Consider the following 25,539-nt stretch of genomic DNA (forward strand, 5'->3'; position numbering starts at 1 on the left):
GACCTGACCCCTTGCCATCTGCCCCCTTGGACCATCTGCAGTCATTGGTAAAGATGGGGTTTTCTATTGTCGCGGTCAAAACAGCAATTCCCAAAGGAAAACCCCACCAATCCCCCCGGTCACGACCAGAAAAAGATTCTTTCCGCCATACGCGAGACTGAAGGCAATGACCCCGCCGACGGCGGCCGAAGCCGGCTGTGCGGTCGAAAAAAGAATCTCGGGGAAGATCAGAGTCGTTAAGACGGCATAAGGAACAAAATCAAAAAACCGTTTGAGCACAGGGGGAAGTTTATCCGTCGACAGCAGAAGCATCGGCAATAAACGGGGCAGATAGGTAACGGCCGCCATCCCCAGCACCAGCAACAAATCTTGGCTATTTTGCATCTTTCACTTCCTCCTCGGGAAACAGCAACGCCCCCAAACTACAGGTGATCACTGTTATGATCATGACCTTCCAGCCTTTGCCGATCGCCGTCAGCCACGACGGACCCCAAGACGCCAGCGCGCTCAAGACCAGTGTCAAACCGAAAACGGTTACATTGGCCTTGGAACCCTTAAGTCCGGGCACCAATAACCCAATAAACATCGCATACAAAGCCAACCCCATACTGGACTGGATGACCGCGGGCAACCCGTTGACCAGCAGCGACCCCGCCGCGGTCCCCAAAACCCAGCCTAAATAAGCTGCTGTATTAACCCCGGCCACAAAGCCGGGAACCCGGTTATACTCCGGCTGCATCACCACCAGCGAAAAGGTCTCATCGGTAATGCCAAAAGCAATTAACGACTTTACTTTCGGCGGTTGCGGACCCAGCCGCCGGGCCAGAGTGGCACTCATTAAAAAGTGGCGCATATTCACCAGAAAAGTAGTGATGATGATCTCCCCGCCACCCATCCCGGTCGCCCACAGATTGACCGCAATAAATTGGCTGGCCCCGGCAAAAACCAGCGCCGACATCAGAATACTCGTGATGGCGGGCAAACCGTTGGCCTTCGCCAGTAAACCAAAGGCAACGGCAATCGAAAAGTAACCGAAGGCAATCGGCAGGCCGGTCTTCATCCCCGTCAAAAAATCGTCACGCTTAACTGTCCTCACCCTTTCCCCGGAAACGTAAACAAGCTGGTCATTGTCATTATCATAAATTAATCCGCTGCTTTTGGCAAGTTAGAGAAGATCTTCCTCCGGGAAAAAACGTTATCCCTCCATAAAGAAACTCCTTTTCGGAAGATGCCTGTCTTAATCTCAATCCATCATCTTCCCGAAAAGGAGCAATACACTTAATTCTGATCCCCTTGATTAGTTGGCGCCCTTGGCCTTAAAAACAACCGTGCTGAACCCGTTCTGAACAGACATGTCTAAACGTCGTCAACCAAACCGCTTTCTATGGTAATCAGACGGTTGCCTTCAAGGCTTGGTCCAGGTCGGCCAGAATATCTTCAACGTTTTCAATCCCCACCGAAAGCCTGATGTAGTCCGGAGTCACACCGGTGGCCAACTGTTCCGCCTCGGTCAATTGCTGGTGCGTCGTGGAAGCCGGATGAATGACTAAGGATTTGGCATCGCCAATATTGGCCAAATGAGACAGGAGCTTGACGCGATTGATAAATTTAATACCGGCCTCTTTCCCACCCTTGACCCCGAAACCGATAATCGCCCCGGCGCCGTTGGGGAGGTATTTTTGCACCTTGTCGTAGTGCGGACTGTCGGGCAGTCCGGGATAGTTGACCCAGGAGACTTGCGGGTGCGTTTGCAGGAATTTAGCCACCTTCAGAGCGTTTTCGCTATGGCGTAGCATCCGCAGGTGCAAAGTCTCCAAACCTTGCAGGAATAAAAAGGAATTGAAGGGGGATAGCGTGGCGCCGAGATCCCGCATCAAAGTCACGCGGGCTTTTACGATAAATGCTTTGTTGCCCACGGCTTCGACAAAATTGATCCCGTGATAACTGGGGTCCGGTTCGGTGATCAACGGAAAGTTTCCTTGCGTCCAATCAAAGCGGCCGGAATCGATGATCACTCCCCCTAAAGAGGTGCCGTGCCCGCCAACAAACTTCGTAGCTGAATATACGACAATATCGGCTCCGTAGTCAATGGGACGGAGGAGATAAGGAACCAAAGTGTTGTCGACGATCAAAGGGAGGTGGTGGTCGTGGGCGATCCGCGCCACCGCTTCAAAATCCAAAACATCCAGTTTAGGGTTGCCGATCGATTCCGCGTAAATTGCTTTCGTCCGCGGGGTAATGGCGTCTTTGAATCTCCCCGGATCCGTCGAGTCAACAAAGTATACTTTAATGCCAAACCGCGCCAAAGTGTGCTGGAAGAGGTTATAAGTCCCGCCGTAAAGATTATTGGCCGACACAATCTCGTCACCGGCTTGCGCGATATTAAGAATCGCCAGCGCAATTGCCGCCTGGCCGGAAGAAGTGGCCAAAGCACCAACCCCGCCTTCCAAAGCCGCCATCCGCTCTTCAAAAACACTGGTGGTCGGGTTCATCAACCGCGTATAGATATTCCCTTCTTCCTGTAGGGCAAAAAGCGCCGCCGCGTGGTCTGTATCTTTAAAGACGTAGGAGGTGGTCTGGTAGATCGGCGTTGCTCTTGCTCCCGTCACCGGATCCGGCGTCTGTCCGGCGTGCACCACTAAAGTCTCCGGGCGAAATGTCTTCTCCATGTGCCTAAGCCTCCTTTTATTTTTATTTATTTTCATCTTCGCCAACGCGAAAAGGAATAACATATTATTCAGGGCGGCTTACTCGGTAATGGATAAATTATCAAGATTATACTATAGGGAGTGGCAAGATGCAATATCTATTCCTAAAAAAATCCTTTTCTTTGAGGGAATCCTGTTTGCCACTCCTTGTTGACTTCTTGGTTCCGCTTGAATGACACCCCGAACGGCAGGCTGGTCAATGAAAAACAGGTCATGAGCAGAGAAGGGAAAAGTTTCTCAGATTCATATTGACGAAATGATCGTTAGGAAGTACAATGATAAAAATTTAGTCTTAAGGAATGAACAGGAGGAAACCCATGCCAATTAAGGTACCCACCAATTTACCGGCGCTGGAGATTCTCCAAAACGAAAATGTCTTTATTATGGATGAAGAAAGAGCCCTTCACCAAGACATTCGTCCTTTAAAAATCGTGATCCTGAATTTGATGCCGAATAAGAGTGTGACCGAGACTCAGCTTCTCCGGTTGTTGGCCAACACTCCGCTCCAGGTGGAAGTCACTTTACTTCACCCGCAAACCCATCAGTCAAAAAACACCCCCGCCGAGTACCTGGAGAGGTTCTACACCACCTTTGACAAAATTAAACACGATAAATTTGACGGGATGATCATCACCGGGGCGCCGGTCGAGCAGATTGAATACGAAGAAGTTGATTATTGGGACGAATTAACCGAGATTATGGCCTGGACCGTGACAAATGTCTTTTCCACCTTTCATATCTGCTGGGCTTCCCAAGCCGCCCTTTATTACCACTATGGAATTCCCAAACATCCGCTGGAGAAAAAACTGTTCGGCATCTTTAAACATGTGATCGATCCGCAACATTTCCATGTCAAGTTACTCCGCGGGTTTGACGACGAATTCTACGTCCCCCACTCCCGGTATACGGAAGTTCGGAAAGAGGATGTGCTCAAGGTCCCAGAACTGCAGATCCTGGCTGAATCCAAGGAGGCAGGGGTCTATATTGTACTGGCCCGCAATGGTCGCCAAGTCTTTGTCTCCGGGCATTCCGAATACGATCCCTTAACGCTGAAAGCGGAATACGAAAGGGATATCAAGAAGGGTCTTGCGATCGACCTCCCCAAAAATTATTTTCCTAATGATGACCCGACCAAAAACCCCATCGTCAAGTGGCGCGGCCACGCCAACCTGCTCTTTAGCAACTGGCTGAACTACTACGTCTACCAAGAAACACCTTACGACTTGAATCAATTATGATTCAGTTGTGACCAAAGCATGGTCCCGAACATTAAAAACTCCCTTCCGGGTGACGGTTACCAGCGACCGCCGATCCTGAAGGGAGTTTTTTTATTAAATCGTGTAAGTAGTGTGCGGATAAACTCCGGCGCAACTACTTAAAACTGATAGCTGTAAACTGCAGCAATACGGCCATCAGGCAACCACCCCAACCGCAGGTTGGAACGATTGCGCTCCACTTCCGCACCAAAGTCACGCGCATGGTGGTACTGTTCCAGCATTTTTTCTTCCACACTTTTAATCAAGAAACTTGCCCCGGCACTGGCTGCCAAGATCAGTCCGTTGTATGTATTGTAATTGGTATCATAATAGGTAACGGGCTCGGCAAACAAGAAATACAAAGCACCCGCGGCCGAGAGCGCCCCGTTAATTAACCGTTCTCTTTTTGCCTTTTCCGCACAGTAGACCAGACTGCTGTAGGCTGCCTTTTCCCGGGCCGCCGGGTCCTCAATGGCTTGTACATCCCGGTAATGGGTTTCCGCTTCGGAAGGAATGGCCAAAGTAATAATTCCCGCGCCAACCAGGAGCCCGGCTCCGAAATATCCAACCGTCTTGATCGCCTTTGCCTCGTTCTCTGCTAATTCCTCGTCGGAGGCGAGGCTTGAGACTAAAATACCGGTCCCGATCCCGAGGGCTGTTGTTGTTATCCCGCTAACGACCCGTTCCGTTTTTTTCGTCTGCGCCAGGTTACCCAGAAACGTCTCCGCCGACAGCCCACTGGCCATCGTTTGTGACGCCGACAATAGCAACAAAAGACCACATAACAAAATGGATGTCACTTTTTTCATTTTAAAACCTCCTTGTCATGGCAGTCATTCCAATTATAACATAATTTTACTGAAATAACCTGTCCGCGCTCGTCCTCTTCACAATTTCATAACAACGGGTGTTTCAAAGTATCGACTGGCGCGTAATCATCGGTCAGGAGCGGCACATCCGCCAACCAAGCTTCCTGGAAGACCAAGGGGTCATCCACCAGGTTCCGGACGAAAAGAGGGACCTCCTCCTCAATCATCCCCCGGGCGAACAACTCCTCCGCCTGCTCCTCCCAGACTGTCTTCGACCGGTAACGTGGATCCGTGGTGGCAATCAGGATGATATTCTGCTCCGCCGTATCACTCACGCCGTCCCAACCGTAAACGGGAAAGATATATCGCTGCGGAAAGACCGCGTCAAAAGTACGGGTCATCGCCCGGAACAGGCTACTGTATGGACCGGCGAGCGCTCCAATAATATTGGAAACAACCGCGCCACCGGGGGCTAAAACCTGCCGGACCGCCTGGAGAAACTCCAGGGTAGTGAGGTGATAAGGAATGGTACTGGCCGAATAGGCATCAATAATCACCAAATCATAGGGCGCGCGCTCGCCGCGGGCAATTTTATCCGACATTTGCTGGATGAATAAACGGCCGTCTTGGGTAACCACCCGTAGACGGGGATCCTCCGGCAACGCAAAATAAGTCCGCGCGACCTTGACAACTTCCGGGTCGATCTCCACCGCATCAACGGTTTTTAAGGAAGGATAATCATGAAGAAATTTCATGGGCGCGGAACCACCCCCCAACCCGATAAAAAGCACCCGTTCCGGTTGGGGACAGACAACGACCCCCAAATGGAGGAAAGAAGTATAACGAAAGACCATCCGTAAAGGGTCGTTCAAATCGATCCCGCTCTGCATGGAATTGTCAAAGCGCAAGTAACGCAAGGAATCGTATTGGGTCACCTTTACGTGATTATATAAGGTATCCCGTTCGTAGATGACCCCGTCTTGGCTAAACAGGGCACGGAAAGCGGTAGACCGCCAGAAAACGACTAAAAGCACAATCAAGACCAAAACCACCAGCCCGACGCCACGTCTTAACCAGAAAAGACCGGGCGTGGACCGGGTGTCCCGCCCCGCCGGGCGGCCAATGATCAACAAGGCCAATAAAAGCAGGATCAGCCCGAGGGAGTGTACAATATTCCGCACGCCTGTGAGGGGAATCAGGAAAAAGGAAGTCACCAAAGTGCCAATAACGCTCCCGGTGCTGGAGATGGCCGATAAACGACCCGCAACGTTCCCCAGGTTTTCCAGATTACGCCCCGCCAGTTTGACCGCATAGGGCGAAACGGTGGCCAGGAGAATACTGGGAAGAAAAAAAAAGGCAGACGCCGCCATGAGGGAACCCAGGCGCGGCTCCAGCCGCCCGCAAATGGCATTGACGTGACTGGTCCAGAAGGGGAGGAACCCAATAAAGCCACCGGCACCAGCCAAGATAATACCAATGACTAATAAATCGGGGTAACGGTCGGCAATGCGCCCGCCAAGATAATACCCGAGGGTCAGGGCGGCCATGACGACAACGATTAAGGAGCCCCAGATATAGATCGAACTGCCGAAGGTGGGAGCCAAAATCCGGCTGCCCACCATCTCCAGGGACATTAAAACGGCACCACTCAAAAAAACGGTCAGCGTAAGCACCCGACCACTCTCCTTTGATGATTAGATTGAAGCTTGTCTCCGCGGATAGAAATGTTAGCTGACCACTTTATTCGCCTTTGACCGTATTTTTTCCTTTTCTCGCCGGTTACTCCCCATATAATCCCAGTGGTAACTTACTCACCTCTATTTTTTTCCTGCTAATTATCTTCATCGCTAGTTTAAATTTACATCACTTCGTTGCCCGGCAGGAACAGGCGTGGAGCAACTATCAGAAAGTTTGGGAGAAAAGACAACACATCCTACTAGATAAGGATGGTCAAGAATCAAGCCCTGCCTTTCTTTCCGGATCATCCATAATATATAGGCATCCCCACCACCAGCAAAAATAAACAGAAGACCAAAATAGGCCAGTGTCGAAAGACCAAATGCCAATCCGATAAAGTATGGAAGCAAGCCAAAGATGATGGTAGGCATCGCGCAAATCAAAACATATTTGGGTAGGGAAAGCGCTTCGACACAAGAACAGTAAGGAGTCAGGGTCGGCCAATGGATCCCAAAACGGACGGCCCGCCATTTGTCCTTTGCAAAAGCCGCAAAGACCGCACCATGGATCAATTCATGAAGAACAATCCCCAACAGAAACAGGACAATAAACAAGAAACGAGGCCCGGATCCTTGTTGGCCCGTACCATTGACCACAAGATAAAGCAGATATAAGACCAACGCAATCGGGAAAGCCATTACGAAAGCCACCAAATTTGCTTTTAACATACTAACTGTCAAATGCTTTTCCGTAAATCCTTTCGCCAGTAACTCCTCCCGGACAGAGTTGAATTCTTGCAGCCGTTTTGTTTGGAAAGGAGTCAATTCCTTGTTTTTTCCGGGTTTGGCCATGATCTGACACCTCTTGCTTCTCCCCAAAAGGCACAATAAATAAATTTCTATTAATAAATATAGTTCATGTTGCTAATGTTATTAGGGTCAGTGCCTTGGAATTCATCTTCTTTAAAAGGCGCGTCCTGACCGATCACATACCCTTGGTCATTTAGGTCCACAAACATTCCGGTTCTGATAACGGCGTTATTGAACTGTATTCTCGTTGGTGTCATAGGTGAATTTAAGGAATAATTTTGCTTCTGTAGAGCCATTTTTCTTGACATAGATATTTAATCAAAAGTTTATCATAACCTCCTAGTTCTTGGCAATATATATCCTAATAATATTGTACAATATTTGCACTTTTTTCATTTTTAATCGAAAAGATCCTGGGACAAGACCTTTGTACTGTCTTCCGCCTCCTCCCAGATACGCCGATGAGGTTACGTTGAATTACTTCTCCCAAACTATAAAAGAGATAGTGATATAAAAAGACACAAAAAAAAGTAACCGGCGCGCTTCTTCCCGTAAAAGCGCCGGTTACCAGCAAAATCCACTCACTATTTTCAAATTCTTCCTTTTATGGGTCAATTATCATCTTCTTCTCTAATTAGTCAATCCCCACTCACTTCCCGGTTCTTCCTTGATCATCTCCAAAACAACAACCTGCCCCTCGCCGACCGACAGTTCCACCGAGCCTGGTCCGATCTTAAGCACTTTTTCCCCAAGGAGAACATCCCCCTTCTTCACCAGCCAACTGGAGTTCGGATCGGTGGCCAGTTCCAGGATGGCCATTGAGGACTGGCCACTGATCACTCCCCGCAAGACAAATTGCGAAGATGCGGGGGCCTGCTCTTCCTCCCCAGGCTCCGCCGGGAAAAAAGGATCATGTAATAGCTTCACCGGTTGCCCCGGAGCCGGCATTACCCCGCTCCAGTCGCTTTCTCCGTTTACAACCGGGGACCGCTGATCCCACTGGCGGAAACTGACTCCGAAAAAAGCCAAGGATAGCACTAGAAAACAAACCGAAAACAGCAGCCAGCGTTCCTCTTTTTTTCTTCCCATCGCCAACTCCCTTTTTTCCTTGTCATTTCTTCAGTGCCAAAGTGGTTAAGGTCAGATCATAATTAAGGATTTTGCGACTCTGGTCGGCGGAGATCCGCACCCGCTCGACAGCAATATACTTTTCATAACCATAAACCTGGTTTAAAAAGGCGGCGACCGTAAAAAAGTCCCCCTGGCCGCTCAAGTTGATCCCTACTTTAACCCAGCCTTCCGGGGCCCGTAGCCCATCCAAGAGCTGTTTTTCGGTCACCTCCAACCCGGCCTTGGCAATTAAAGTCTCAACAACCCCCAAAAATTCAGCCACAAGATTCGGCTGACCCGCCGCGTAAAAGCGTTCTTCCCAAACCCGCAGGGCTTCGACTGAGGAAAGTTGCGCTTTTCCTTGGTCACGGTCATCTTTACCTTGATTGACACGCCCATCCTCGCGGCTTACGATCGGGGTTGGCAAAGACAAGTTGGCCTCCGGACCGAACATACCGGTTGTTCCCAACCGCCAAAGGATGATCGGTATCGAAATGATGATCGCGATCCACGCCCACTTGCTGGTTTTGCGCTCAGTCGCCAAATTAATTCCCCTCCCCCATTGGCCCGGAAAGACGAAATGCTTCCAACCCTTCACTGTGTTTTCGAATTCCCCCTCTGATCCGTAAATTCCGCAAGGATGGAGAGGAGAGCAGTCTTTGGTACAAGGTGCTAAAAGACGGTGTGTAACCGCTGACCTCCTTAACCTCGTTGCCTTCGATCACCAGGGCGGTAATGACCGTCCCTTCCGGCGCAATCTTTTCCCATTCCGTGAAGAATCGAAGGCTGGGGACACGGTTGGACCAAAGATTTTCGTATCTGGTCAGCCGGGCTTCCACCGACTGGGCCAAACGGGCTTTTTCGCTTATAATCATCTTGTTCCGTTGGCGGGCACTATACTGAAAATAAAAGCCTCCGAGCAGAAAAAGGACACTCAAACCGGCCGCAACCCGGGAGAGGCGCATCCTTTTCCTGCGGGCCTCCGCATCGTCCGGGTAAAGGCGGAGGGCGGGCGTGTAACCCAATCCTTCAAGGGCAAGGCCGATCGTAGTTAAAGCCCCCGGCGTTTTGCTCCCCTCGCGCCCGATGACCGAGAGAAGCCCGGCCGGAGGAAGATAGCCGGTCGCCCCATCCTCCACTCCAAGATGGGCCGTTACCGCCGGAGTAAGCTCTTCCAGATTTAATCCGGACATCCAACCCGATAAGTAGCATCGGGTCAGCAGCTTTCCGTCGTGGCGCAGTTTTAATTGGACTAAACGCAGCTCGCCCGCCAGGGCTGAAGTATCATACTGGTTTTCCGCTTTTAAGGGGTTGGGAAAGCTCCGGAGCAAAATTAAACCTTCCCGGTCAAAAAAGGTGATCTCGGTTTCCTGGGTTGAAAAATCAAGGCAAGCGGCCACCTCATTCTCGGGCATCCTCACCGGATAAAACAGTAAGTAGTTGATCACCCCGAAAGGACGCGGTACAAAGTATCTCAGGTTCAAGCCGGCATTTTTCAACAGATCGAACCTTGATTGAACCGCCGGTTCCGGAAAGACAAAAGCATCAATCTGCATCTGTTCGCCCATCTTTCGCGCCTGAAAACCAAAGATCGCTTCCGTAGCGGACCACTGGCTTTGTTCCTGTAAAGAAAGGGCGACCGCCTTCTCCAGCGCATCTCCGGAAAGCGCAGGAAGGCGGAGACGGATCCACCGCCCCAAACTCAGCGGTAAAGCCGCCACAATTCTTTTTCTCCCGATCCGTTGCCGCGCAAAGACCTTGGTCAGTTGGCGGCTCCTCTCCCCGGGGTGGCTAGATTCCCAAGTCTCCCCCACAAAGGTCTTCAGGTACGGCCCCTTTCTGCCGCCGACCATCTCCACAATGCTAAAGCCGTCCTCCCGGAGATCAATCGCCGTAACTCTTTTTCCCATCCCGCTTCATCCCTTTGTTGATTGGTAGAAGGTGCTTCGGACACATTTCACTCACTACGGACAATCACACTTTGGTAGGAAAGAACCTTAAAGAAAAAGTCGGACCGGTCCCGCCCAGGAATCCGCTCCAGGACGGCCGAGATCTGTAATTCCTTACCGCCTTCTTCCTCCGGGAGGATAATCCGCACCCCCCAGATCCGGGTCTTTAGGTTAAAACACAACCAAACCTTCTCCGCGTCAATCTCCCGGTTATACACCATTCTAAGGTAATTAACAAAGCTCTCGCGATTCGTAAAAGGATTGGCAACCCGATACTCTTCAAAATCATAAAGCTCGACCCGGCCGAAAAGCCAACTGAGCACCGTCTCCACATAGTGGCGGCTGGCGTAATTGGGATTGACGATTCCCTCACCTGTGACCAACTCCCCCATCTCCTCCGGTGACGGCAGGAATTCCAACTGCAGGGCGGCAAGAAGCCGGGCCACGTCCGTTGTGTTTACAAAGGTGCTCCTTTTTTCGTTGAAATTATTGATTATCCTTTCTTCCGCCGTAATCGTCAAATCCAGACCAGCCCGGTACAAAAGCGAAAGAAAGACTTCCCCGTCAAGAAGATGAAAGGCCGCCGGGCCGTAAATGGTACACTGGTCCAACAGGGCGTCCTCCACCGCCGTCTTGCCCAGTGCTTTCAGTTCGCTCTTGGTCAGGAAATAATTCTTCCGCGCGAGGGTTTCGGTCGGTCCCGCCGCCCACCCGAACAACTCTTCCGTGACCGCCTGACGCAGGCGGGGGGTTGCCGCGAAATACTCGTCAAGCAACGCTTTTGTCGCGTTGTTCGGATTAAAACGGCTTCCTTCATCCCACAGCTCCACCGTAGCGCCCGGATACCCGGCTTCCGCCAACCTTTCCTCAGGAAAAACCCTTTCCGCCGGGGTATCGTACGCACCGTCCACCGTGTGCAGCCAGTGTAGCACCAGGGAAAAGACTTCGTCTCCGCCCCGGCGTAACTCCTCTTCTTTTAAAAACTGTTGCCCGGCAACCCTTTTTACTTCCAACAATGATTCGGTGGCAAAAAGCAGCGCGGTGATCATCATAATCACCCAAACCACCATCAATTCGGCGCTTCCCTTCTGCTTACGCCCCTCATTCATTGAAAACGACACTCCATTCCCACCGGAATAGAAACAACCAGCGGGGGAACCCTTTTCTCTCCACCGGCCGTGTCTTCCGCCCGCAAACTAATCTCCAAGCGAATCAGGCGCGGGTAATCCCGGTCGTCCCAATAATCCACCCACACGCCGCGGTCGGCCTGGAGATAAGTGAACTTCGCCGCCGCCACCTTCTCCAGGAGCAGTTCCTCCCGGACCTCGTTGGGCTGCGCCGTATCGTATTGCCGAATAACAATCTGCCCCTCCGCAAAATAAAGTCCTTCCCGTTGAATCCCGTTCCGCTCCGTGACCACCGGCAAGTCAAACCCGTCATCCGTTCCCCGCAGGTGTTCGATCTTTCCATCCAAATAAGGATAGTAATACGCGCGGTCCACGATCCGCCGCACGTTTATGGTCAGTAAACGGGCCGCCCTGGTCGACGCGTCATCGGAAAAATTCCGTTGCCAGAGGCCATAGGTATTCCGTAACAAAGACAAGGCGGCCAGCATTACCATCCCGGTCAAAGTTAAGGCCATGAGCACTTCCAGGAGGGTAAATCCGGCATCATTTCTTGGTCTGGTCCTACTCGAACTGCAGACGCGAAACAGAAATTCTTCTTTCGCCAACCGTCTCCCTCCAGTTGACCGTCAATTCATGCCGGACCAACCCTTCGCCCAGCCGCTCAACGCGGTAAATCCAGTGGAAGTGGGCCCAAGGCGCGGGAAAATCCCCCTCGTGCGCCTTCTCCACTTGATAAATGATCTCCTCCAGTTTCCCGGCGGCCAGCAGATATGCCTCCTGCCGGTGGGTGAGATAACGATCGGAAACCAAAAAACCGGAAAAGGCGGGCATAAGGTAACGAACCGCCAGCCCAATAAGGACAAGAGCCAAGACCACCTCAAGAAGGGTAAAGCCGTCGTCGCCGCGTTTCGCCATCCTCATTCCCGCACCACCTCAAAATAACCGGCGGCATTTGGTAAGAGCCGGTATTCTCGCCCCTGCGGCGTCCCGAGTCGGATTTCCCCCGTCACGGGTTCAAAACGGGCAAAGACCAGCTCCAACTCTTCCAGGCCGGTATAGGCCAGAGTCTTCAGGCTCCTGTTTAAAACCGTATCATCCATTTGCAACAGGTAAAAGCGTTCATTGGGGAAAAAACGGCAACGGTAATCGCCCGGCCTTCCCAAACTCTCCGCCCGTAAAGTTTGGAGGTCGGCCTCCACCTGCTTGAGGTCGATCCGCTCGGTGAGGCGGCGGGCCGCTTCGTCAAAATCATAGATAAAGATGGAGTAAAGAAGGGTAATTAAAGCTAAAACCGCTACTACTTCAAAGAGGGTAAAACCTGCCGTGCGCTCCTCATCCCGCCGTGCGCTATTCCGCCGCTTATCCCTCGGGCAGGCCGGAATAAACCGGGTCATCCTCTTCTTCCCAGAGGCTGATATCAGCATTGACCCCTGAACCTCCCTCTTCGCCGTCCGCCCCTAGGGAGTATAAGTCAAAACTATCATAATTGCGGGTTCCCGGGAAGCGGTAGACATACTCATTCCCCCAGGGATCCTTCGGGATGGGACCTTCAATATAAGGACCGTTCCAATTTCCCCGGTCGGAAGCCGGTCGTACCCGCAGCGCCGCTAAACCCTCTGCCGTTGAAGGATAGGTGCCCATGTCGAGCCGGTAATCGTTCAAACAATTTTTCAAGAGGGCCATCTGTGCCCGGGCGGTCTGCACTTTCCCGGTCTCCAGCCGCTTCCAGATGGAAGGCCCGACCAACGCGTACAAGGCCGCCACCAAAAATAAAACGGCAATTACTTCAAATAACGTGAAACCTTCCTTTTGTTGAAACTTGATTCTCTTCATGCCTGTTCCCCTCCCACAAGCTTAATAGCCAATGTTTAGACTGATAATTGGCAAGAGCACCGCGATGGCAATCAGGAAGATCAAACCGGTGAGTAAAATAATCAAGACCGGCCCCAACAAGGAAACCAGCGCGTTCAGCTTCTGTTTGGCCTCGGTTTCATAAAACCGTGCCAGATGGGCGGCCATCTCATCAAGGGTGCCCGCCTCTTCGCCGACGCCAAACATCTCCCCGACCAAACTGGGCAGCACCGTTTGCCGGGAAAGAAAACGGGCGAAGCTTCCCCCTTTGCGCACCTCTTCTTCCGCCGTGCCGATCAGGTCGGCCACGATCACATTGCTGATCGTTGTCTTTAATAGCGAAAGACTCTCCAGAAGCGGTACCCCGCTTTTCAACAGTAAACTTAAGGTACGGGCAAAATCAGCCAAAATAAACCGCATCTGGAGTCCGCCGGTAACCGGCAGGTTCAAAAGCAGACGGTCGCGGAGGCGCCTTCCTTGCTCCGTACTGAAATAGAAAATCAACAGGAGCAACAGTAAACCAACCGTCACCGCCAGGATTAAGCCAATCGTTTGCAGATTTTTGCTCAGTCCCAGAACAATCCGGGTAATCCTGGGGAGGTCACTGCCGCTCTGCGTAAAGAGTGCCTCAAACTGGGGCACCACCTTTAACAGGAGGAAGATGGTCGCCGCAATACTGGCGATGAAGACCATGAGTGGATACGTAAGGCTGGAAAGGATCTGTCGCCGTAGATTTAGCTCCTCTTCCATGGTCTGCGCCAGCCGTCCCATGATCTGCGGCAGTAACCCGGTATTTTCCCCCACCCGGACCAGACTCACGTATAAAGAGTCAAAGAACAAATTGTGGTCCTCCATGGCACGGGAAAGGGAGACGCCGGCTTTCATCTGCTGATGGACCGTGCGGATCACGCGACCGAGGGGATTGTTCTGCAATAAGTTGACCACAATCTCCATCGCCTTGTCCAGCGTAATCCCGGACGCCAAAAGTCCCGCGAGTTGGCGGGTAAAAAGGAAAAGATCCTGCTTGTTGCCGCCTTTCTTCAGAAAACGTCCATAGTTTGACCGTTTGACCTCCCGCACCTCAATGGGGATCAAGCCTTCCTCCTTCAAGGTGCGGAGGAGAACGGTTTTGTTTGCAGCCGTGCGCGTCCCCGTAATGATTCGCCCGGTGGCCTCAGCTGCTTTATAACGAAATTCCACTTTTGCCCTGATCCCCCTTACTCCTGAGTCACGCGCAAGACCTCTTCCAAAGTGGTAAGGCCCGCCCTGACCTTGTCCCACCCGTCTTCACGAAGGGTTTTCATCCCTTCGGCAATCGCCACCTTCTTGATCTGGGATGTACTGGCGTTGGCCATGATCAGTTTCTCTATCTGTTCGCTGGTGATCAGCAACTCAAAAAGCCCCAACCGTCCTTTGTAGCCGATGTAATTGCACTCCTCGCACCCGGTCCCGCGGTAAAGCCGGGCCGGTGGCTGGGAAATTTCCGCTAAAATTTCCCGCTCGGCCGCACTCGGGGTGTATTCCACCCGGCAGGCCGGGCAGATCCGCCTCACCAGCCGCTGGGCCAAAACCCCCTTCACGGTCGACGCCACCAAATACGGTTCGATCCCGATATCGACCAAGCGGGTATAGGTCGCCGCCGCGTTGTTGGTATGCAGGGTGGAAAAGACCAGGTGGCCGGTGAGGGCCGATTGCACCGCCACCTCCGCCGTTTCCCGGTCCCGGATCTCACCCACCAGGATAATATCGGGGTCGTGCCGGATCACGGTGCGCAAACCCTGCGCAAAACCAAAATTCAGCTTTGGGTTGACGGGGATTTGGTCGATCCCAATCATCTCGTATTCCACCGGGTCTTCGATCGTAATTATCTTCCGTTCAGGCCGGTTCAGCCGCGCCAGCACCGCATATAACGTGGTGGTCTTTCCGCTGCCGGTGGGGCCGGTGACCAGGATCATCCCATGGGAGATGTTGATCAGCCGCTCAAACTGGTCCAAGAGGCCGTCCATCCCCAGCACCCCCAGATCCAGCAGGAAGCCTTGGTGATTGAGGATCCGGATCACCGCCGACTCCCCGTGTAAAACCGGGACCACCGCCACCCGTAAGTCCAACTCCTTATCCCCAAGCATAAACCGGATCCGGCCGTCCTGCGGCAAACGCCGCTCGGTGATATCCATGCCCGCCATCAATTTCAAGCGGGAGATGATCGCGGCGTAAAGGTTACGGGGTGGCGCGTTTCTTTCGTAGAGAACACCGTCAATTCTGTACCGGAGCTTTACCTCTTTTTCGAAGGGTTGCAGGTGAATATCACTGGCCTTTAACCGGATCCCTTCCGCGATCAGAAAATTGACCAAACGGACAATGGGGGCCTCGTTGGCCAGGTTCTCCAGATCTCCGGCGGTTCCATTGTCGAACGTCTCGACCACCAGATTCTTCATCTCCGCCTCGGTTAAATTTTCCAAAATGGCCGAGACGTTATGGAGGCGTTCATGATAATACTTTTCCAGGCCTCTTTCGATCTGCTCTTTTGTGGTGATCGCCAGTTTAATGGTGACGCCCAACTCCCGCCGGAGGTTGTCCAGTGCAATCGTGGCAAAGGGATCCGCACAGGCCACGGTGATACTGTTTTCTCCCTTGGCAATTGGAATCACTCGATACTCGTGGGCCTGTTTCGGCGTGATACAATTGATCACCTCGGGGGGAATGGTTTCATCGGCCGGCCGGGCTAAGGGCAGCCCCTGCTGCTCGACAAGGGTTTCGATCACATCCTCCTCGGTCAAAATCCCCTCCGCGACCAAGATTTCCCCCAGATACCGGCCGTCTTCTTTTTGCCTTTTCAAGGCGCGTTCCAATTGTTCCTGGGTGATCAGACCCTTATTGATGAGAATCTCGCCGAAATATCTGATTTTGTTCTCCGTCAACGCCACACCTTCCAGTTAACTTCAGTTCTGTTGATCATCATCGGCAAAGTTATGTAATGCTTTGACAATATATAAAGGACGCCCTTTGGCCTCGTCAAAGATCCGCCCGATATATTCACCGATCACGCCCAAGGTCACTAAGATAACACCGTGGAAAAAGAGGTTCACCGCCAAGATCGAAGCCCAACCCTGGACCGTCCGGGACGTAAAGAGCCGTAGATAGAGAACGACCAACAGATAACAGAAGCTGAGCCCGGACAGGAGGATTCCGGTGAAGGAGGCCAGTTTCAAAGGCTTGTTGGAGAAGGAGGTCACCGCATCAAAAGCAAACTTCAACATTTTTTTCAAAGGATACTTGGTTTCCCCCGCAAAGCGCGGATGCCGTTCGTAATACACCGCCACTTGGTTAAACCCCAACCAGCTGATCAGCCCCCGGACATACCTGTTTCTTTCGCCCAACCCTTTCAGGGCATCGCAGACCTTGCGGTCAATTAGGCGAAAATCCCCGGTATCGACCGGGATGTCCACATCGGTCATCCGTCGTAAAAAGCGGTAGAAAACCTTCGCGGTAAACTTCTTAAAGAAGGTTTCGCCTTCCCGCTTGATTCTCCTACCGTAAACAACATCGTAACCCTCTTTCCACTTGGCAATCATCTCGGGGATGACCTCCGGCGGATCTTGCAGATCCGCGTCGATCACCACCACGGCCTCCCCACGGGCGTAATCCATCCCGGCGGTAATCGCCACTTGATGGCCGAAGTTACGTGAGAATTCAATGAACTTCACTCTGCGATCCTTTTGACACAATTCGCTAACCAGCGGTCCGGTTTGGTCTTTGCTCCCGTCATTGACAAAAATAATTTCGTACTCTTCCTGCACACCGTCCATGACGGCTTTTAACCGCTTGTAGCTTTCCAAAACCACTTTTTCTTCATTATATACCGGCACGACAATGGAGTAAATTACCTTACCCGCCATCATAAAACCTCCCTTTTGCCCTTCTTTTCTCCCCACGCCTCAAACCCCAACGGATAACCGCCAACAATCCGACAAGATTGCCCCGCCGCGCCGGGGTAACGCACCGGACTTCACGGGCTTAATACTGGCCCGACTACGCCGGCCGGGTTGGCTTTCCCTAGAAGAACCAGGTCTTAAACCAGCGCAGCGACTGCACATAACTGGACGGGACGGCCAGTCCCGACAAGACCGGATAAAAGAGGAGAAACATGACCCCAACCAGGCCCAGGTAAAGGTAAACCCCTTTCACCGCCGCCGGGTACCGCCGGATGATTTGCTGGAACAAATAGACCATTGCCAGAATCAAGAAGGGTACCGTCGAAAAGAAATGATAGATAAAGGTCAGCCGCGGTACCAGGACCCAAGGCAAATACTGAAACGCCATGGCGATAAAGACCACAACCATGCTCTTTTCCCGTTTTTTAACCGCAAAGACCAGCGCCGGGATCAACGCCAAAAGGCCCAGCCACCAAATGGCCGGATTCCCCATGGAGACGATGGAAGCGGCGACTCCGGGCGGCAGGTTCTGGCCACTGTAAAGCCAGATCGGCCGCCGGATAATCGGCCATTCCCACCAGGGGGATGCAAAGGGATGGGTGGCCACCAACCGGCTGTGGTAGTTGTACATGTGTTTCTGGTAAGAGATCACGTCTTTAATGCCGTGGCCCGGGCCGGGGAGCATCAGAAACGGCAGATAAGATAGGAGATAAATAACGGCCGGGATAAGGACGAAGACTACCACACAGAAGAGAAAAGTCCTGTTAATATAGTAAGGAACGAACCTGGAAGTCCAATGGTCTTTCCCCTTCCCGCCCGGCTTTGCCCTTTTCGCCCGGCGGTAGTCAAAGTACTCGATCGCTTTTGCGCTAAAGAACAGGATCGCCAGGCCCACACCGGCGTAGAGACTGATCCACTTCACGGCCACCCCCAGGCCAAAACTGAGCCCGCACCAGAACAACGGTTTCAGCGACTCTTTAAAGCCGACCTGATATGATTTTCTCGTAAAGTAATCGTACATAAAATAGTACATCAACAGGATAAAGAAAGTAGTGTATACATCGATGGTGGCAATCCGGCTCAAAGTGAAATGCATGAAATCAAAGATCAACAGAAAAGCGGCGGTCAAGGGGAGGAGATAACCCCCGAAAATCTTCTTCGCAAAGAGATACATCACGGGAATCATCCCCGCGCCAAAGAGCACCCCCATAATCCGCCAGCCAAACGGATTCATCCCGAAGAGGGCAATTCCGGCCGCGATCAACACTTTCCCGAGGGGAGGGTGGGTGGTTTCGTACGGCTCGATCCCTTTCAGATGCTCATAGGCGGTACGGGCATGATAGATCTCATCAAAATAAGTCCCGGTCAGGAAGGAAGCCCTATAATCAATGGTTTCTTGTTCATCGAAGAGATTTTCCACTGCTCCTTCCGACAATGGATCGACCGCTTGCTCAGTAATCCCGACGATGCCGACCGGCCCGGCGGCATCCCTCGCCACAAATGCGAGCTCCAACAGATGGGCACCCGGCTGGACCACCGTAAACTTTAAGCGGGCGGTCTCGGCATTCACATCCAGATAGTTCCACTTGTAAAACTCCCTTTGCTGCCAGGTGATCAGGGGCCGAAAAACCCCGCTTTTATCCTGGTATTCGAGTTGAAATTGGCCCTCGCCGCTGCCGGCGTAGTAATAGATCCGCGTCAAGGAGCGGGTTTCCCCAAACTCCACCAGAAAAGATTCACCCGGTTTGACCGGCTGCCATCCAGTTTTCGGCACCGCAGTCGTACCCAGCCGGGGCAGGGCAAAACACAGATAGACCAGAACCGGTACTAAGATAAGCAGCCAGTCTTTCAGGCCCGGCTTGCGGCCGGGCTGGCCGTCAACCACCTGCTCCCGGTCTTCCTCCCCCGGTCCTTGCTTTTGTTTATGTTCGCCGGCCGCGGGCGGCCGGTCACCCTTGTCCGTTACGACCAAGAAAACCGCCACCAACAAGGCGAAGACAGAGATCACGGTTGTCAGGAGATTACTGCCCCGGTCCAAGGTGGCCGCCGCTTCCGGTGGGAAAAGATTCACCGCGTGAATGTGCGGCGGGAGGGACGTCACCTCCTCCACCACTACCTCGTCAAAATAGGCCTTTCCCGTGTTCAGGCTCCCATACCCGCCCAGACCAACGGTCACGGTCAAGGTCTCCTGCCGGCGACCGGTTCTTCCGTACATCTCAATATAAGTCCATTGGTCCGTTGTTCCCCGGATGTCCTGTGACGTATCAATGATTCCCTCCACAGAGATATTGGCCCCTTTATGGTCATGCCCCACATTCTCCGTTTTGACATAACAGGAAAGCCGGTAATAAGTATCCCCTTTTACCCTGATTTGCTGTTTATAACGGGCATCATTGGGCTCGTTGTTAACGATACAAACACTTTTTTGCCCGGTGTAACTTTGGGTATCATCCCAGTGAAATTCCGTCACCCCTTCCCGGGTGTCCCAGGCGTGGGTCATCCAATAATAGACGGTCGCGTTCACTCCTTCTTCAAATCCCCCGTTGGGCGGGAGCATTCCTTCGGCGGCCCCCGTCAGGATGCCGACGGATACCGCCATCAAGAACAACATCGTCAGGGCGGCCCCTAACTTTCTCATTTGACCAAATCCCCCTCTTTTTCCGTTCTCCCCGCAAAAGCTCCCTTTTGCATCTTCCTTCGTTAATGACAACAGGAACGGTTCTTCCGGGAAGAACTCACCTTTTTGCCCAGCGTTTTTCCGCCCAAACCAAAAAGGCGGTAACCACCAGGGAGAATAGAACTAAATATCGTTTTCCCGCCCGGTCGTCGCGGTGCGGTGGTCCGGCGGAGGCCACTCCTTCCGCCGGGGTTTGTTCCTCCGCTGCTTGTTTTTCACTTTCCAACTCGATCACCAAAGCCCCGATCGGCGGCTTCGGTACGGCTTCGACCACTACCTCATCAAAGTAGGCCTTTCCCGTGTTCAAGGCACCCCAACCGCCCAGGCGCAAAGCAAGCCGCAACACGGAAGGACCCGGTTTGGGAGTGCGCACGTAAAACTCCACCAACTCCCACCAGCCGTTAGTGTTAAAGTATTCCGCGGAAGAATAGTTGTGGTTTAAGATGGACAGATTGGCCCCGCCGGTCGCCGCGGTTAGCCCTTCCGCCCTCACCCGGCAGCCGATCCGGTAAATGGTGTCGGGTTCCACCTTTATCTCCTGCATGATCCGGGCGTCATTCGGTTGGTGGTTGGTGAGCAGAAAACACTTGTCCCCGGCATAGGCCCCTTCCGCGACCACCTGGTAAGTAGTGGCCCCGCTTGTTTGGTCCCATTGCTCCGCCCACCAACCAAGGGGGAAGCCATCCGGCGCCTCCAGTTCAAAGCCGGGATTATAGACCAAGTTTCCGCTGTTTTGACCTGAAACCGTAACGGCCACCGCCCACAACAGAAACAATATAAATAACCGGCGTAATCCGGAATATTCCATCCTCATCCTTCCTTTTCTCCCACAAGCCGGGCGACTTCTTTCCCCAGCCGTATGGCATAGTTCTGCCCCCGGTCCTCCGGATAGATCTGGGCCATGTTCGCCAGATAGAGGTGTTTAAGGGGTGTTTCATAACCCGGCTTCATCCGGGAGTACCCGAGGCCGACGACCGGTTGGGCATACGGCGCCCGGAAAAAGTGGATCTTCTTAACATCCGCGCGGTTCCACGCCGGGAAAATCTGCTGTAGATAGTTGAGGAAACGGTCCGCAACCACATCCTCCGGCAAACGGTACAGTTCATCTTCTTCGTCGAGATAGCGGGAGAGATAGACGATGTGTGACCCATAATGCTCAGCCGGAATGAGATTGGTGTGTTCAATCACCGCCACAAAGGGCGCTTCCGGCTCGGCCACGGTTAACCAGTAGTAAGGGGACAAACTGTGTTTGAGCTCAAGGATCAGACAAATATTAGCCTTATACCTGATCTGGTCAAGCCGCGCACGGTAAGTGTCGGGGAAAGGAAGATCAATGGCCTTCAGGGCCGGCGGCGCCATCGTGAGCACAACCCGGTCAAAGTTAAGCTCGCCGCCGTTAAAGCGCAGATCTAGGGTAAGGTCCGGCCTTTGGCGGATTTGGTTTACCGCCGCGCCCGTCAGCACTCGTCCCCCGGCGCCCGTGATCGCGGCAACCATTTTCCGGTAGACGGTGATAAAGCTCCCCTGCATGTAACCGAGCAATTCCTTGCTCAGGTTCTTGCTCCTGGTCGAACCCCGAAGCTTGAATTTGTTCCAGATCCAGGTGGCCGCGATCTCCTCCGCGTCCCGGTCAAACTTGGACTGAAGAAGAGGGCCCCAGACCTTGGCGTAGACGTCCCTGCCGGCCTTTCTGGTAATCCACTCCTTGGCACTGATCGCCTCAAGTTTTTGCCAATCCCGCACAAAACGCGCCCGTAACACCAGGGAGCCCATGGCAATCCGGGAAAACAAAGAGAGTTCACGGAAGCGCAGCAGATCAAGGGGCGAGGTAAACGGGTACAATTTGCGGTTAATATAGATCCCGTCCCGCGGCTCCCGCCAAAGCAGTGCGGAGGAAAGGCCCAGCTCTTCGACCATCTTGACCATCTCCTGGTCGTTGGTGAAGATATGGTGGTAAAAATACTCCAAATCCTGACCGCCGATCCTGGCCGTCCGCACCAAACCGCCGTAATCTTCTTCCGCCTCCAGAATCGTCACTTCGTGCCCGGCTTTGCTCAGTTCGTAACCGATGGTCAGCCCAAGCGGTCCGGCTCCGGCAATCCCAATCCTCACCGCGCCACCCCCTTGTCCGTACCGACTTCATTCACAACCAAATGCCGTGCATGATTGGAAAGTAGATAATAAACACCATGACCCACGGCCAGCAAGGTAACAATGGCGGTAACCATCGCCACCGGGTCGTAGTTGGCCAGCCAAAACTGGTTTTTCTTCGCCAGTTCGTAGACGTACCACTGGTTAACCAGCATGCACAGGCTTAACGCAACCAAGGGAAGCCACAACCGGCGGTCCCACAAAAGGGCGACCGTTAAAAAGAGCAAAGCCGGAAACATATACCTCTCGTGCATGCGGCTGCCGAAGAAGAAAACACCCAAGGACAGGAAATAGGTGGTGAAATACCACATCTGCGGCGAACCGCCCTTCTTCCATAAGGCCCAGACCGAAAAGAGGGCAACCGCCGCCAGAAAGATCAGGCTCCAGGTGGCATAGGTCAAACCCCAGAAAGGAAGGGAATCATGAACAGCCTGTCCGCCGCAGAGCGTCCAGAAATTAAACCCATTGGCCGTTGCGTAGGGATAATCGCCCCCGCTGGTCAGGTACAAGTCAATGATCCAGAGGAAAGACCGTCCCGCGGCGAACGGAAGCGTGACCGCCGTATAAGTCGCCAGCCCGCCAAGGAAGGAGGAAATCAGCTTCCTCCAGGAAAAAGGAGTTTGGAAAAAGAGATATAGCACAACCGGAAAGACCATCGCACTCTGGGGCTTGGTGAGCACGGCCAGGGCGAACAGGATAACCGCAGTTACACTCCGCTCTAAAGTAAAGAAGTAAATAACCCCCAGCAGCATGGTGGCCGGAATGGAGTCAAACTGCCCCCAGACCGAAGAGTTGAAAAAGATGGCCGGGTTCAAGACATAGGCCGTCCCAAGAATAAAACCCAGCTTCGCTTTGCCGAGCCGCTTTCCGATCAGATAGATAAGATAGCCCCCCACCAGGTCGGAGAGCACCGCCCATAACTTGATGAGCAAAACATGGGTTTCCATGCTTAAAGAAAAAAGCGTCGTGATCTTGCCCGTGAGCCACAAGAGATACATGTAGGCCGGGGCATATACCACGTGAAAGGTCTGGTAAAAACCGTCAAAACCGGCCTGGGCCAGGTATAAACTCCATGCGCTGTACCCGCCCATATCCACCTGGTAACTGGGTAAAAGCGTCAACAAATAACGGACGATCACAGTCACCCCAACCACCAAGCCGATCAACCAGCCTTTTACCGAAGAAACACGGTTCTTCATTCCCTTCCCCTCCAATCCATCTGCGCGGGGTACCAACTGGGCCAACACCCGCCCTTTTTGATTATGAGCACAACAGAATGACAAACCCTTTCATGTAACGTTTAAGGTCGCCCGCTTTCGGGAACTTTGAAAATCTCAATCTCCTGCCGGTGGTCCGTATAAACACGGACAAAGTGGTCTACAAACAATTGGTAGTTCAAGTCATATTCAACCGAACTGCGCACTTCCCGGTCTATAACGACATAACTGATATTGTTCGCTTGCAGCATCTCCACCACCCGGGCGGGGTCGTCCCCGGCATAAATCGACCGGACCATTTGCGTTCGCCCGTAGGTGTCATACCCGGCCGACCACGGATAATAGGGCCAGCCGCAGAAGATTTTTCGCCCCGCCAGTAACAGCGGATGATTGCTGTATGGGGGTGTGAGAAAGATTTCATGGGCTTCGGTATTCTGCATAGCCCAAACCAGTAAAGGGTCATCCATCCGGAACACCAGTGCTTTTTTATCTAGATTGTACAGGGTGATCAGGTCCACCGCCCCGGTCAGGATTAACAACACGACCAACAACACGGCCAATCCTTTCGCCCTAATGTTGCGGACTGCAAAAAAGCGGACGAGATAAACGGCGGCCAAAATATTAAGAAGAAGCACTGCGGCAATGACATATTTATGATTGACCGCAATATCCGGCGTCACTTGTAAGGTGGTAGCCATAATGACGGGCGCGAGAAAAGCCAGGGTCAGCGCGCGCCCGCCCCGCGGCGCCGTACAAAAGAAAGCCAGGATGAGACAGGGCAAAAACCCCAGCAGCTCCAAGTAATAAGCGGCGATGCCCAGCAGATCCGGGGTCGCGGCCAGGAACCCCACCGTCAGGCGGGGGTTAACCGCCCCCGTCCCGGACCCGATAAAAAACCTGCTCTGCGCCATGGATAAGCCGACGGTGAGCACCGCCAACACCAGATACTCCAACCGGTGTTTGGAAAAAAGCGCCAGCACGAAAAGGATCGCCAAGGTCGCCAGGACGACAGCACCGTTCCAGAAGGCCAGTAGGCCAAGGAAAAGGCCAAGCACAACAGCGCGTTTAAAATCCGCCGGCCACCACGCGTCTTTTGTCCAGAAAAACTCCGCCAGGCCAGGCTTGAGCATACTTATCCTCCTCCGCCAGCCCAACCGGGGCCGCGCTTCTTCGGTCCCGCCGGCCCCGCCAGCCTGGTCGACCCCGGTACCGGCCTCCGGAATCGTAATTTGTTGCTCCTTCCCTCTTTCACTTAAAACCGCGACCATCTTGCGGAACAAAGGATAAAGGGCAATCAGGAGCAGCACCATCACCCCCAGGGCGAAGGCAAAGTGCCGCTGATTGACGTAGACTTTCTGCGCCCATAACCCCCACTCTTCGTGCCGCGTTTTCCCGATATGCAACTCGTTGGTGAGGATGGCGGTGATGGCCTGCGGAAGGGATTCCATACCGGCCATGAAAGTAAAGAAGGCAAACGAACTGCGGAACGTAAACAACACGATCGTAAGCAGCCCGACCCCTTTGTCATCCGTCAGCAAGAGGGCAAAGGCATAAAGCAGGAGCAGGAAGGCGAGCATGGACAAAATACTGGGAAGGTTGAACGCCCAGTCGATGCGTAAACCCAAAAACTCCAGATTCCCGGTGAGAAATTGAAAGAAAAAGTGGTACCGGATCCCCTCCCCGGCAAAATGGGGATATTCCGTCGGGAAATTATTCCCCACCGAAAAAGAGCGGATCACCGCCAGGTGCGGCGCGAAATCGCTAAAGACCGAATAACCCACATACATTGTCCCGGCGGCACAGTAAAAGGAGCGAAACATGAAAAAGCTCCAGAACGCCGTCACCAGAAGGATCAGAATGAGTTCCGTCCTGTTCCGCCGGCAGAAAGCAAAAAACCCTTCCTTTGTTGGTTTAAGTAGTCCGCTTTTTTGCCGCCACCGTTTCAGCGTAATCCCGGCTAGGACCAGTGTGAGCAGGCTTAAGACGACCAAGTTTGCCCAAAAAAGCGGCTTATCCGCCTCCCGCCACCGGTAGGCAACAAGATAGGTCGCCCAAGTAACCACCAGAATTCCCACCAAAAAGGAGGCTGGCAAGATGACCAGCCAGGATCCAAAGGAACTCTTTCCGCACGCCAAGAGGCTTTTTTCTTTGTTGACCCGCCAAAGGCTTGGCAGGCAAAACTGTAGAAGATAATAACCAGTTAGCCAAGAAAGGCCTAAATAGAAGAGACCAGCCATTTCATCTGCTCCTTAAAACAAAACTTATT

The 25,539-nt window shown here is 52.9% G+C and carries 23 protein-coding genes; 1 reads left to right on the forward strand and 22 read right to left on the reverse strand.

What is annotated here, in order from left to right:
- Positions 1-75: 75 nt before the first annotated feature.
- From G5B42_RS07360 to G5B42_RS07370, 3 genes are all read right to left on the reverse strand, one after another.
- Positions 76-384, reverse strand: coding sequence for an AzlD domain-containing protein (locus G5B42_RS07360; RefSeq protein WP_181339831.1), 309 nt, complete (start codon positions 382-384; stop codon positions 76-78).
- The gene (locus G5B42_RS07365; RefSeq protein WP_331274074.1) at positions 374-1,096 is read right to left on the reverse strand and encodes an AzlC family ABC transporter permease; all 723 of its coding nucleotides are present in this window, start codon (positions 1,094-1,096) and stop codon (positions 374-376) included. The genes G5B42_RS07360 and G5B42_RS07365 overlap by 11 nt, the downstream gene beginning before the upstream one ends.
- Before the next feature lie 295 nt (positions 1,097-1,391).
- Complete coding sequence (locus tag G5B42_RS07370; protein ID WP_181339832.1) at positions 1,392-2,669, reverse strand: homocysteine synthase; 1,278 nt, start codon at positions 2,667-2,669, stop codon at positions 1,392-1,394.
- Between the two features lie 356 nt (positions 2,670-3,025).
- Between G5B42_RS07370 and metA the strand changes: the two genes are divergently transcribed.
- Complete coding sequence (metA, locus tag G5B42_RS07375; RefSeq protein ID WP_181339833.1) at positions 3,026-3,946, forward strand: homoserine O-acetyltransferase MetA; 921 nt, start codon at positions 3,026-3,028, stop codon at positions 3,944-3,946.
- Positions 3,947-4,083: 137 nt separating this feature from the next.
- Here the strand turns inward: metA and G5B42_RS07380 are convergent, their stop codons facing one another.
- The 19 genes from G5B42_RS07380 to G5B42_RS07470 form a co-directional block, all read right to left on the reverse strand.
- A complete protein-coding gene (locus G5B42_RS07380) occupies positions 4,084-4,773 on the reverse strand; it encodes a hypothetical protein (protein WP_181339835.1) in 690 nt (229 codons plus the stop codon).
- Positions 4,774-4,859: 86 nt separating this feature from the next.
- Entirely contained in the window at positions 4,860-6,446 is a 1,587-nt protein-coding gene (locus tag G5B42_RS07385; RefSeq protein WP_181339836.1) for a spermidine synthase, read from the reverse strand.
- Between the two features lie 174 nt (positions 6,447-6,620).
- A complete protein-coding gene (locus tag G5B42_RS07390) occupies positions 6,621-7,178 on the reverse strand; it encodes a DUF3267 domain-containing protein (protein ID WP_231133348.1) in 558 nt (185 codons plus the stop codon).
- Between the two features lie 711 nt (positions 7,179-7,889).
- Positions 7,890-8,348 (reverse strand): hypothetical protein, encoded by a 459-nt coding sequence (locus G5B42_RS07395; RefSeq protein ID WP_181339838.1) that lies wholly within the window; start codon positions 8,346-8,348, stop codon positions 7,890-7,892.
- A 22-nt stretch (positions 8,349-8,370) separates the two neighbouring features.
- Positions 8,371-8,913, reverse strand: a complete 543-nt coding sequence (locus G5B42_RS07400) for a hypothetical protein (protein ID WP_181339839.1) — start codon at positions 8,911-8,913, stop codon at positions 8,371-8,373.
- Position 8,914: 1 nt separating this feature from the next.
- Complete coding sequence (locus G5B42_RS07405) at positions 8,915-10,279, reverse strand: hypothetical protein (RefSeq protein ID WP_181339840.1); 1,365 nt, start codon at positions 10,277-10,279, stop codon at positions 8,915-8,917.
- Positions 10,280-10,326: 47 nt separating this feature from the next.
- On the reverse strand, positions 10,327-11,427 hold the full coding sequence (locus tag G5B42_RS07410; RefSeq protein ID WP_181339841.1) for a hypothetical protein: 1,101 nt from the start codon (positions 11,425-11,427) through the stop codon (positions 10,327-10,329).
- Positions 11,424-12,050, reverse strand: a complete 627-nt coding sequence (locus G5B42_RS07415; protein WP_181339842.1) for a type IV pilus modification PilV family protein — start codon at positions 12,048-12,050, stop codon at positions 11,424-11,426. Before G5B42_RS07415 ends, G5B42_RS07410 begins: the two co-directional genes overlap by 4 nt.
- Entirely contained in the window at positions 12,007-12,366 is a 360-nt protein-coding gene (locus tag G5B42_RS07420; protein WP_181339843.1) for a prepilin-type N-terminal cleavage/methylation domain-containing protein, read from the reverse strand. The genes G5B42_RS07415 and G5B42_RS07420 overlap by 44 nt, the downstream gene beginning before the upstream one ends.
- The gene (locus tag G5B42_RS07425; protein WP_181339844.1) at positions 12,363-12,839 is read right to left on the reverse strand and encodes a hypothetical protein; all 477 of its coding nucleotides are present in this window, start codon (positions 12,837-12,839) and stop codon (positions 12,363-12,365) included. The genes G5B42_RS07420 and G5B42_RS07425 overlap by 4 nt, the downstream gene beginning before the upstream one ends.
- Complete coding sequence (gene gspG / locus G5B42_RS07430; protein ID WP_181339845.1) at positions 12,805-13,278, reverse strand: type II secretion system major pseudopilin GspG; 474 nt, start codon at positions 13,276-13,278, stop codon at positions 12,805-12,807. The genes G5B42_RS07425 and gspG overlap by 35 nt, the downstream gene beginning before the upstream one ends.
- A gap of 21 nt (positions 13,279-13,299) precedes the next feature.
- Positions 13,300-14,496, reverse strand: a complete 1,197-nt coding sequence (locus G5B42_RS07435) for a type II secretion system F family protein (protein ID WP_181339846.1) — start codon at positions 14,494-14,496, stop codon at positions 13,300-13,302.
- Between the two features lie 17 nt (positions 14,497-14,513).
- Entirely contained in the window at positions 14,514-16,214 is a 1,701-nt protein-coding gene (locus G5B42_RS07440) for a GspE/PulE family protein (protein WP_231133349.1), read from the reverse strand.
- A 21-nt stretch (positions 16,215-16,235) separates the two neighbouring features.
- On the reverse strand, positions 16,236-17,192 hold the full coding sequence (locus G5B42_RS07445) for a glycosyltransferase family 2 protein (RefSeq protein ID WP_181339847.1): 957 nt from the start codon (positions 17,190-17,192) through the stop codon (positions 16,236-16,238).
- A gap of 157 nt (positions 17,193-17,349) precedes the next feature.
- Positions 17,350-19,866: a phospholipid carrier-dependent glycosyltransferase gene (locus G5B42_RS07450; protein WP_181339848.1), complete on the reverse strand. Its 2,517-nt coding sequence runs from the start codon at positions 19,864-19,866 to the stop codon at positions 17,350-17,352.
- A gap of 97 nt (positions 19,867-19,963) precedes the next feature.
- Positions 19,964-20,680, reverse strand: a complete 717-nt coding sequence (locus tag G5B42_RS07455; RefSeq protein ID WP_231133350.1) for a carbohydrate binding domain-containing protein — start codon at positions 20,678-20,680, stop codon at positions 19,964-19,966.
- 35 nt (positions 20,681-20,715) lie between these two features.
- Positions 20,716-22,017 carry an NAD(P)/FAD-dependent oxidoreductase gene (locus G5B42_RS07460; protein ID WP_181339850.1) on the reverse strand — a complete coding sequence of 434 codons (1,302 nt, stop codon included), beginning with the start codon at positions 22,015-22,017 and terminating at the stop codon, positions 20,716-20,718.
- On the reverse strand, positions 22,014-23,255 hold the full coding sequence (locus G5B42_RS07465) for a hypothetical protein (RefSeq protein ID WP_181339851.1): 1,242 nt from the start codon (positions 23,253-23,255) through the stop codon (positions 22,014-22,016). Before G5B42_RS07465 ends, G5B42_RS07460 begins: the two co-directional genes overlap by 4 nt.
- A 101-nt stretch (positions 23,256-23,356) precedes the next feature.
- Complete coding sequence (locus G5B42_RS07470) at positions 23,357-25,510, reverse strand: hypothetical protein (protein ID WP_181339852.1); 2,154 nt, start codon at positions 25,508-25,510, stop codon at positions 23,357-23,359.
- Positions 25,511-25,539: the final 29 nt, after the last annotated feature.

It is taken from the genome of Capillibacterium thermochitinicola, assembly GCF_013664685.1.
Lineage (GTDB): Bacteria > Bacillota > UBA4882 > UBA10575 > UBA10575 > Capillibacterium > Capillibacterium thermochitinicola.

Bases quoted from the DNA above. Each gene is read 5' to 3' on its own strand.
- G5B42_RS07445 (WP_181339847.1), bottom strand. From the start codon at position 17,192: ATGGCGGGTAAGGTAATTTACTCCATTGTCGTGCCGGTATATAATGAA.
- G5B42_RS07405 (WP_181339840.1), bottom strand. From the start codon at position 10,279: ATGGGAAAAAGAGTTACGGCGATTGATCTCCGGGAGGACGGCTTTAGC.
- G5B42_RS07360 (WP_181339831.1), bottom strand. From the start codon at position 384: ATGCAAAATAGCCAAGATTTGTTGCTGGTGCTGGGGATGGCGGCCGTT.
- G5B42_RS07420 (WP_181339843.1), bottom strand. From the start codon at position 12,366: ATGAGGATGGCGAAACGCGGCGACGACGGCTTTACCCTTCTTGAGGTG.
- G5B42_RS07465 (WP_181339851.1), bottom strand. From the start codon at position 23,255: ATGAAGAACCGTGTTTCTTCGGTAAAAGGCTGGTTGATCGGCTTGGTG.
- G5B42_RS07395 (WP_181339838.1), bottom strand. From the start codon at position 8,348: ATGGGAAGAAAAAAAGAGGAACGCTGGCTGCTGTTTTCGGTTTGTTTT.
- gspG (WP_181339845.1), bottom strand. From the start codon at position 13,278: ATGAAGAGAATCAAGTTTCAACAAAAGGAAGGTTTCACGTTATTTGAA.
- G5B42_RS07450 (WP_181339848.1), bottom strand. From the start codon at position 19,866: ATGAGAAAGTTAGGGGCCGCCCTGACGATGTTGTTCTTGATGGCGGTA.
- G5B42_RS07390 (WP_231133348.1), bottom strand. From the start codon at position 7,178: ATGTTAAAAGCAAATTTGGTGGCTTTCGTAATGGCTTTCCCGATTGCG.
- G5B42_RS07470 (WP_181339852.1), bottom strand. From the start codon at position 25,510: ATGGCTGGTCTCTTCTATTTAGGCCTTTCTTGGCTAACTGGTTATTAT.
- G5B42_RS07425 (WP_181339844.1), bottom strand. From the start codon at position 12,839: ATGACCCGGTTTATTCCGGCCTGCCCGAGGGATAAGCGGCGGAATAGC.
- G5B42_RS07380 (WP_181339835.1), bottom strand. From the start codon at position 4,773: ATGAAAAAAGTGACATCCATTTTGTTATGTGGTCTTTTGTTGCTATTG.
- G5B42_RS07410 (WP_181339841.1), bottom strand. From the start codon at position 11,427: ATGAATGAGGGGCGTAAGCAGAAGGGAAGCGCCGAATTGATGGTGGTT.
- G5B42_RS07370 (WP_181339832.1), bottom strand. From the start codon at position 2,669: ATGGAGAAGACATTTCGCCCGGAGACTTTAGTGGTGCACGCCGGACAG.
- metA (WP_181339833.1), top strand. From the start codon at position 3,026: ATGCCAATTAAGGTACCCACCAATTTACCGGCGCTGGAGATTCTCCAA.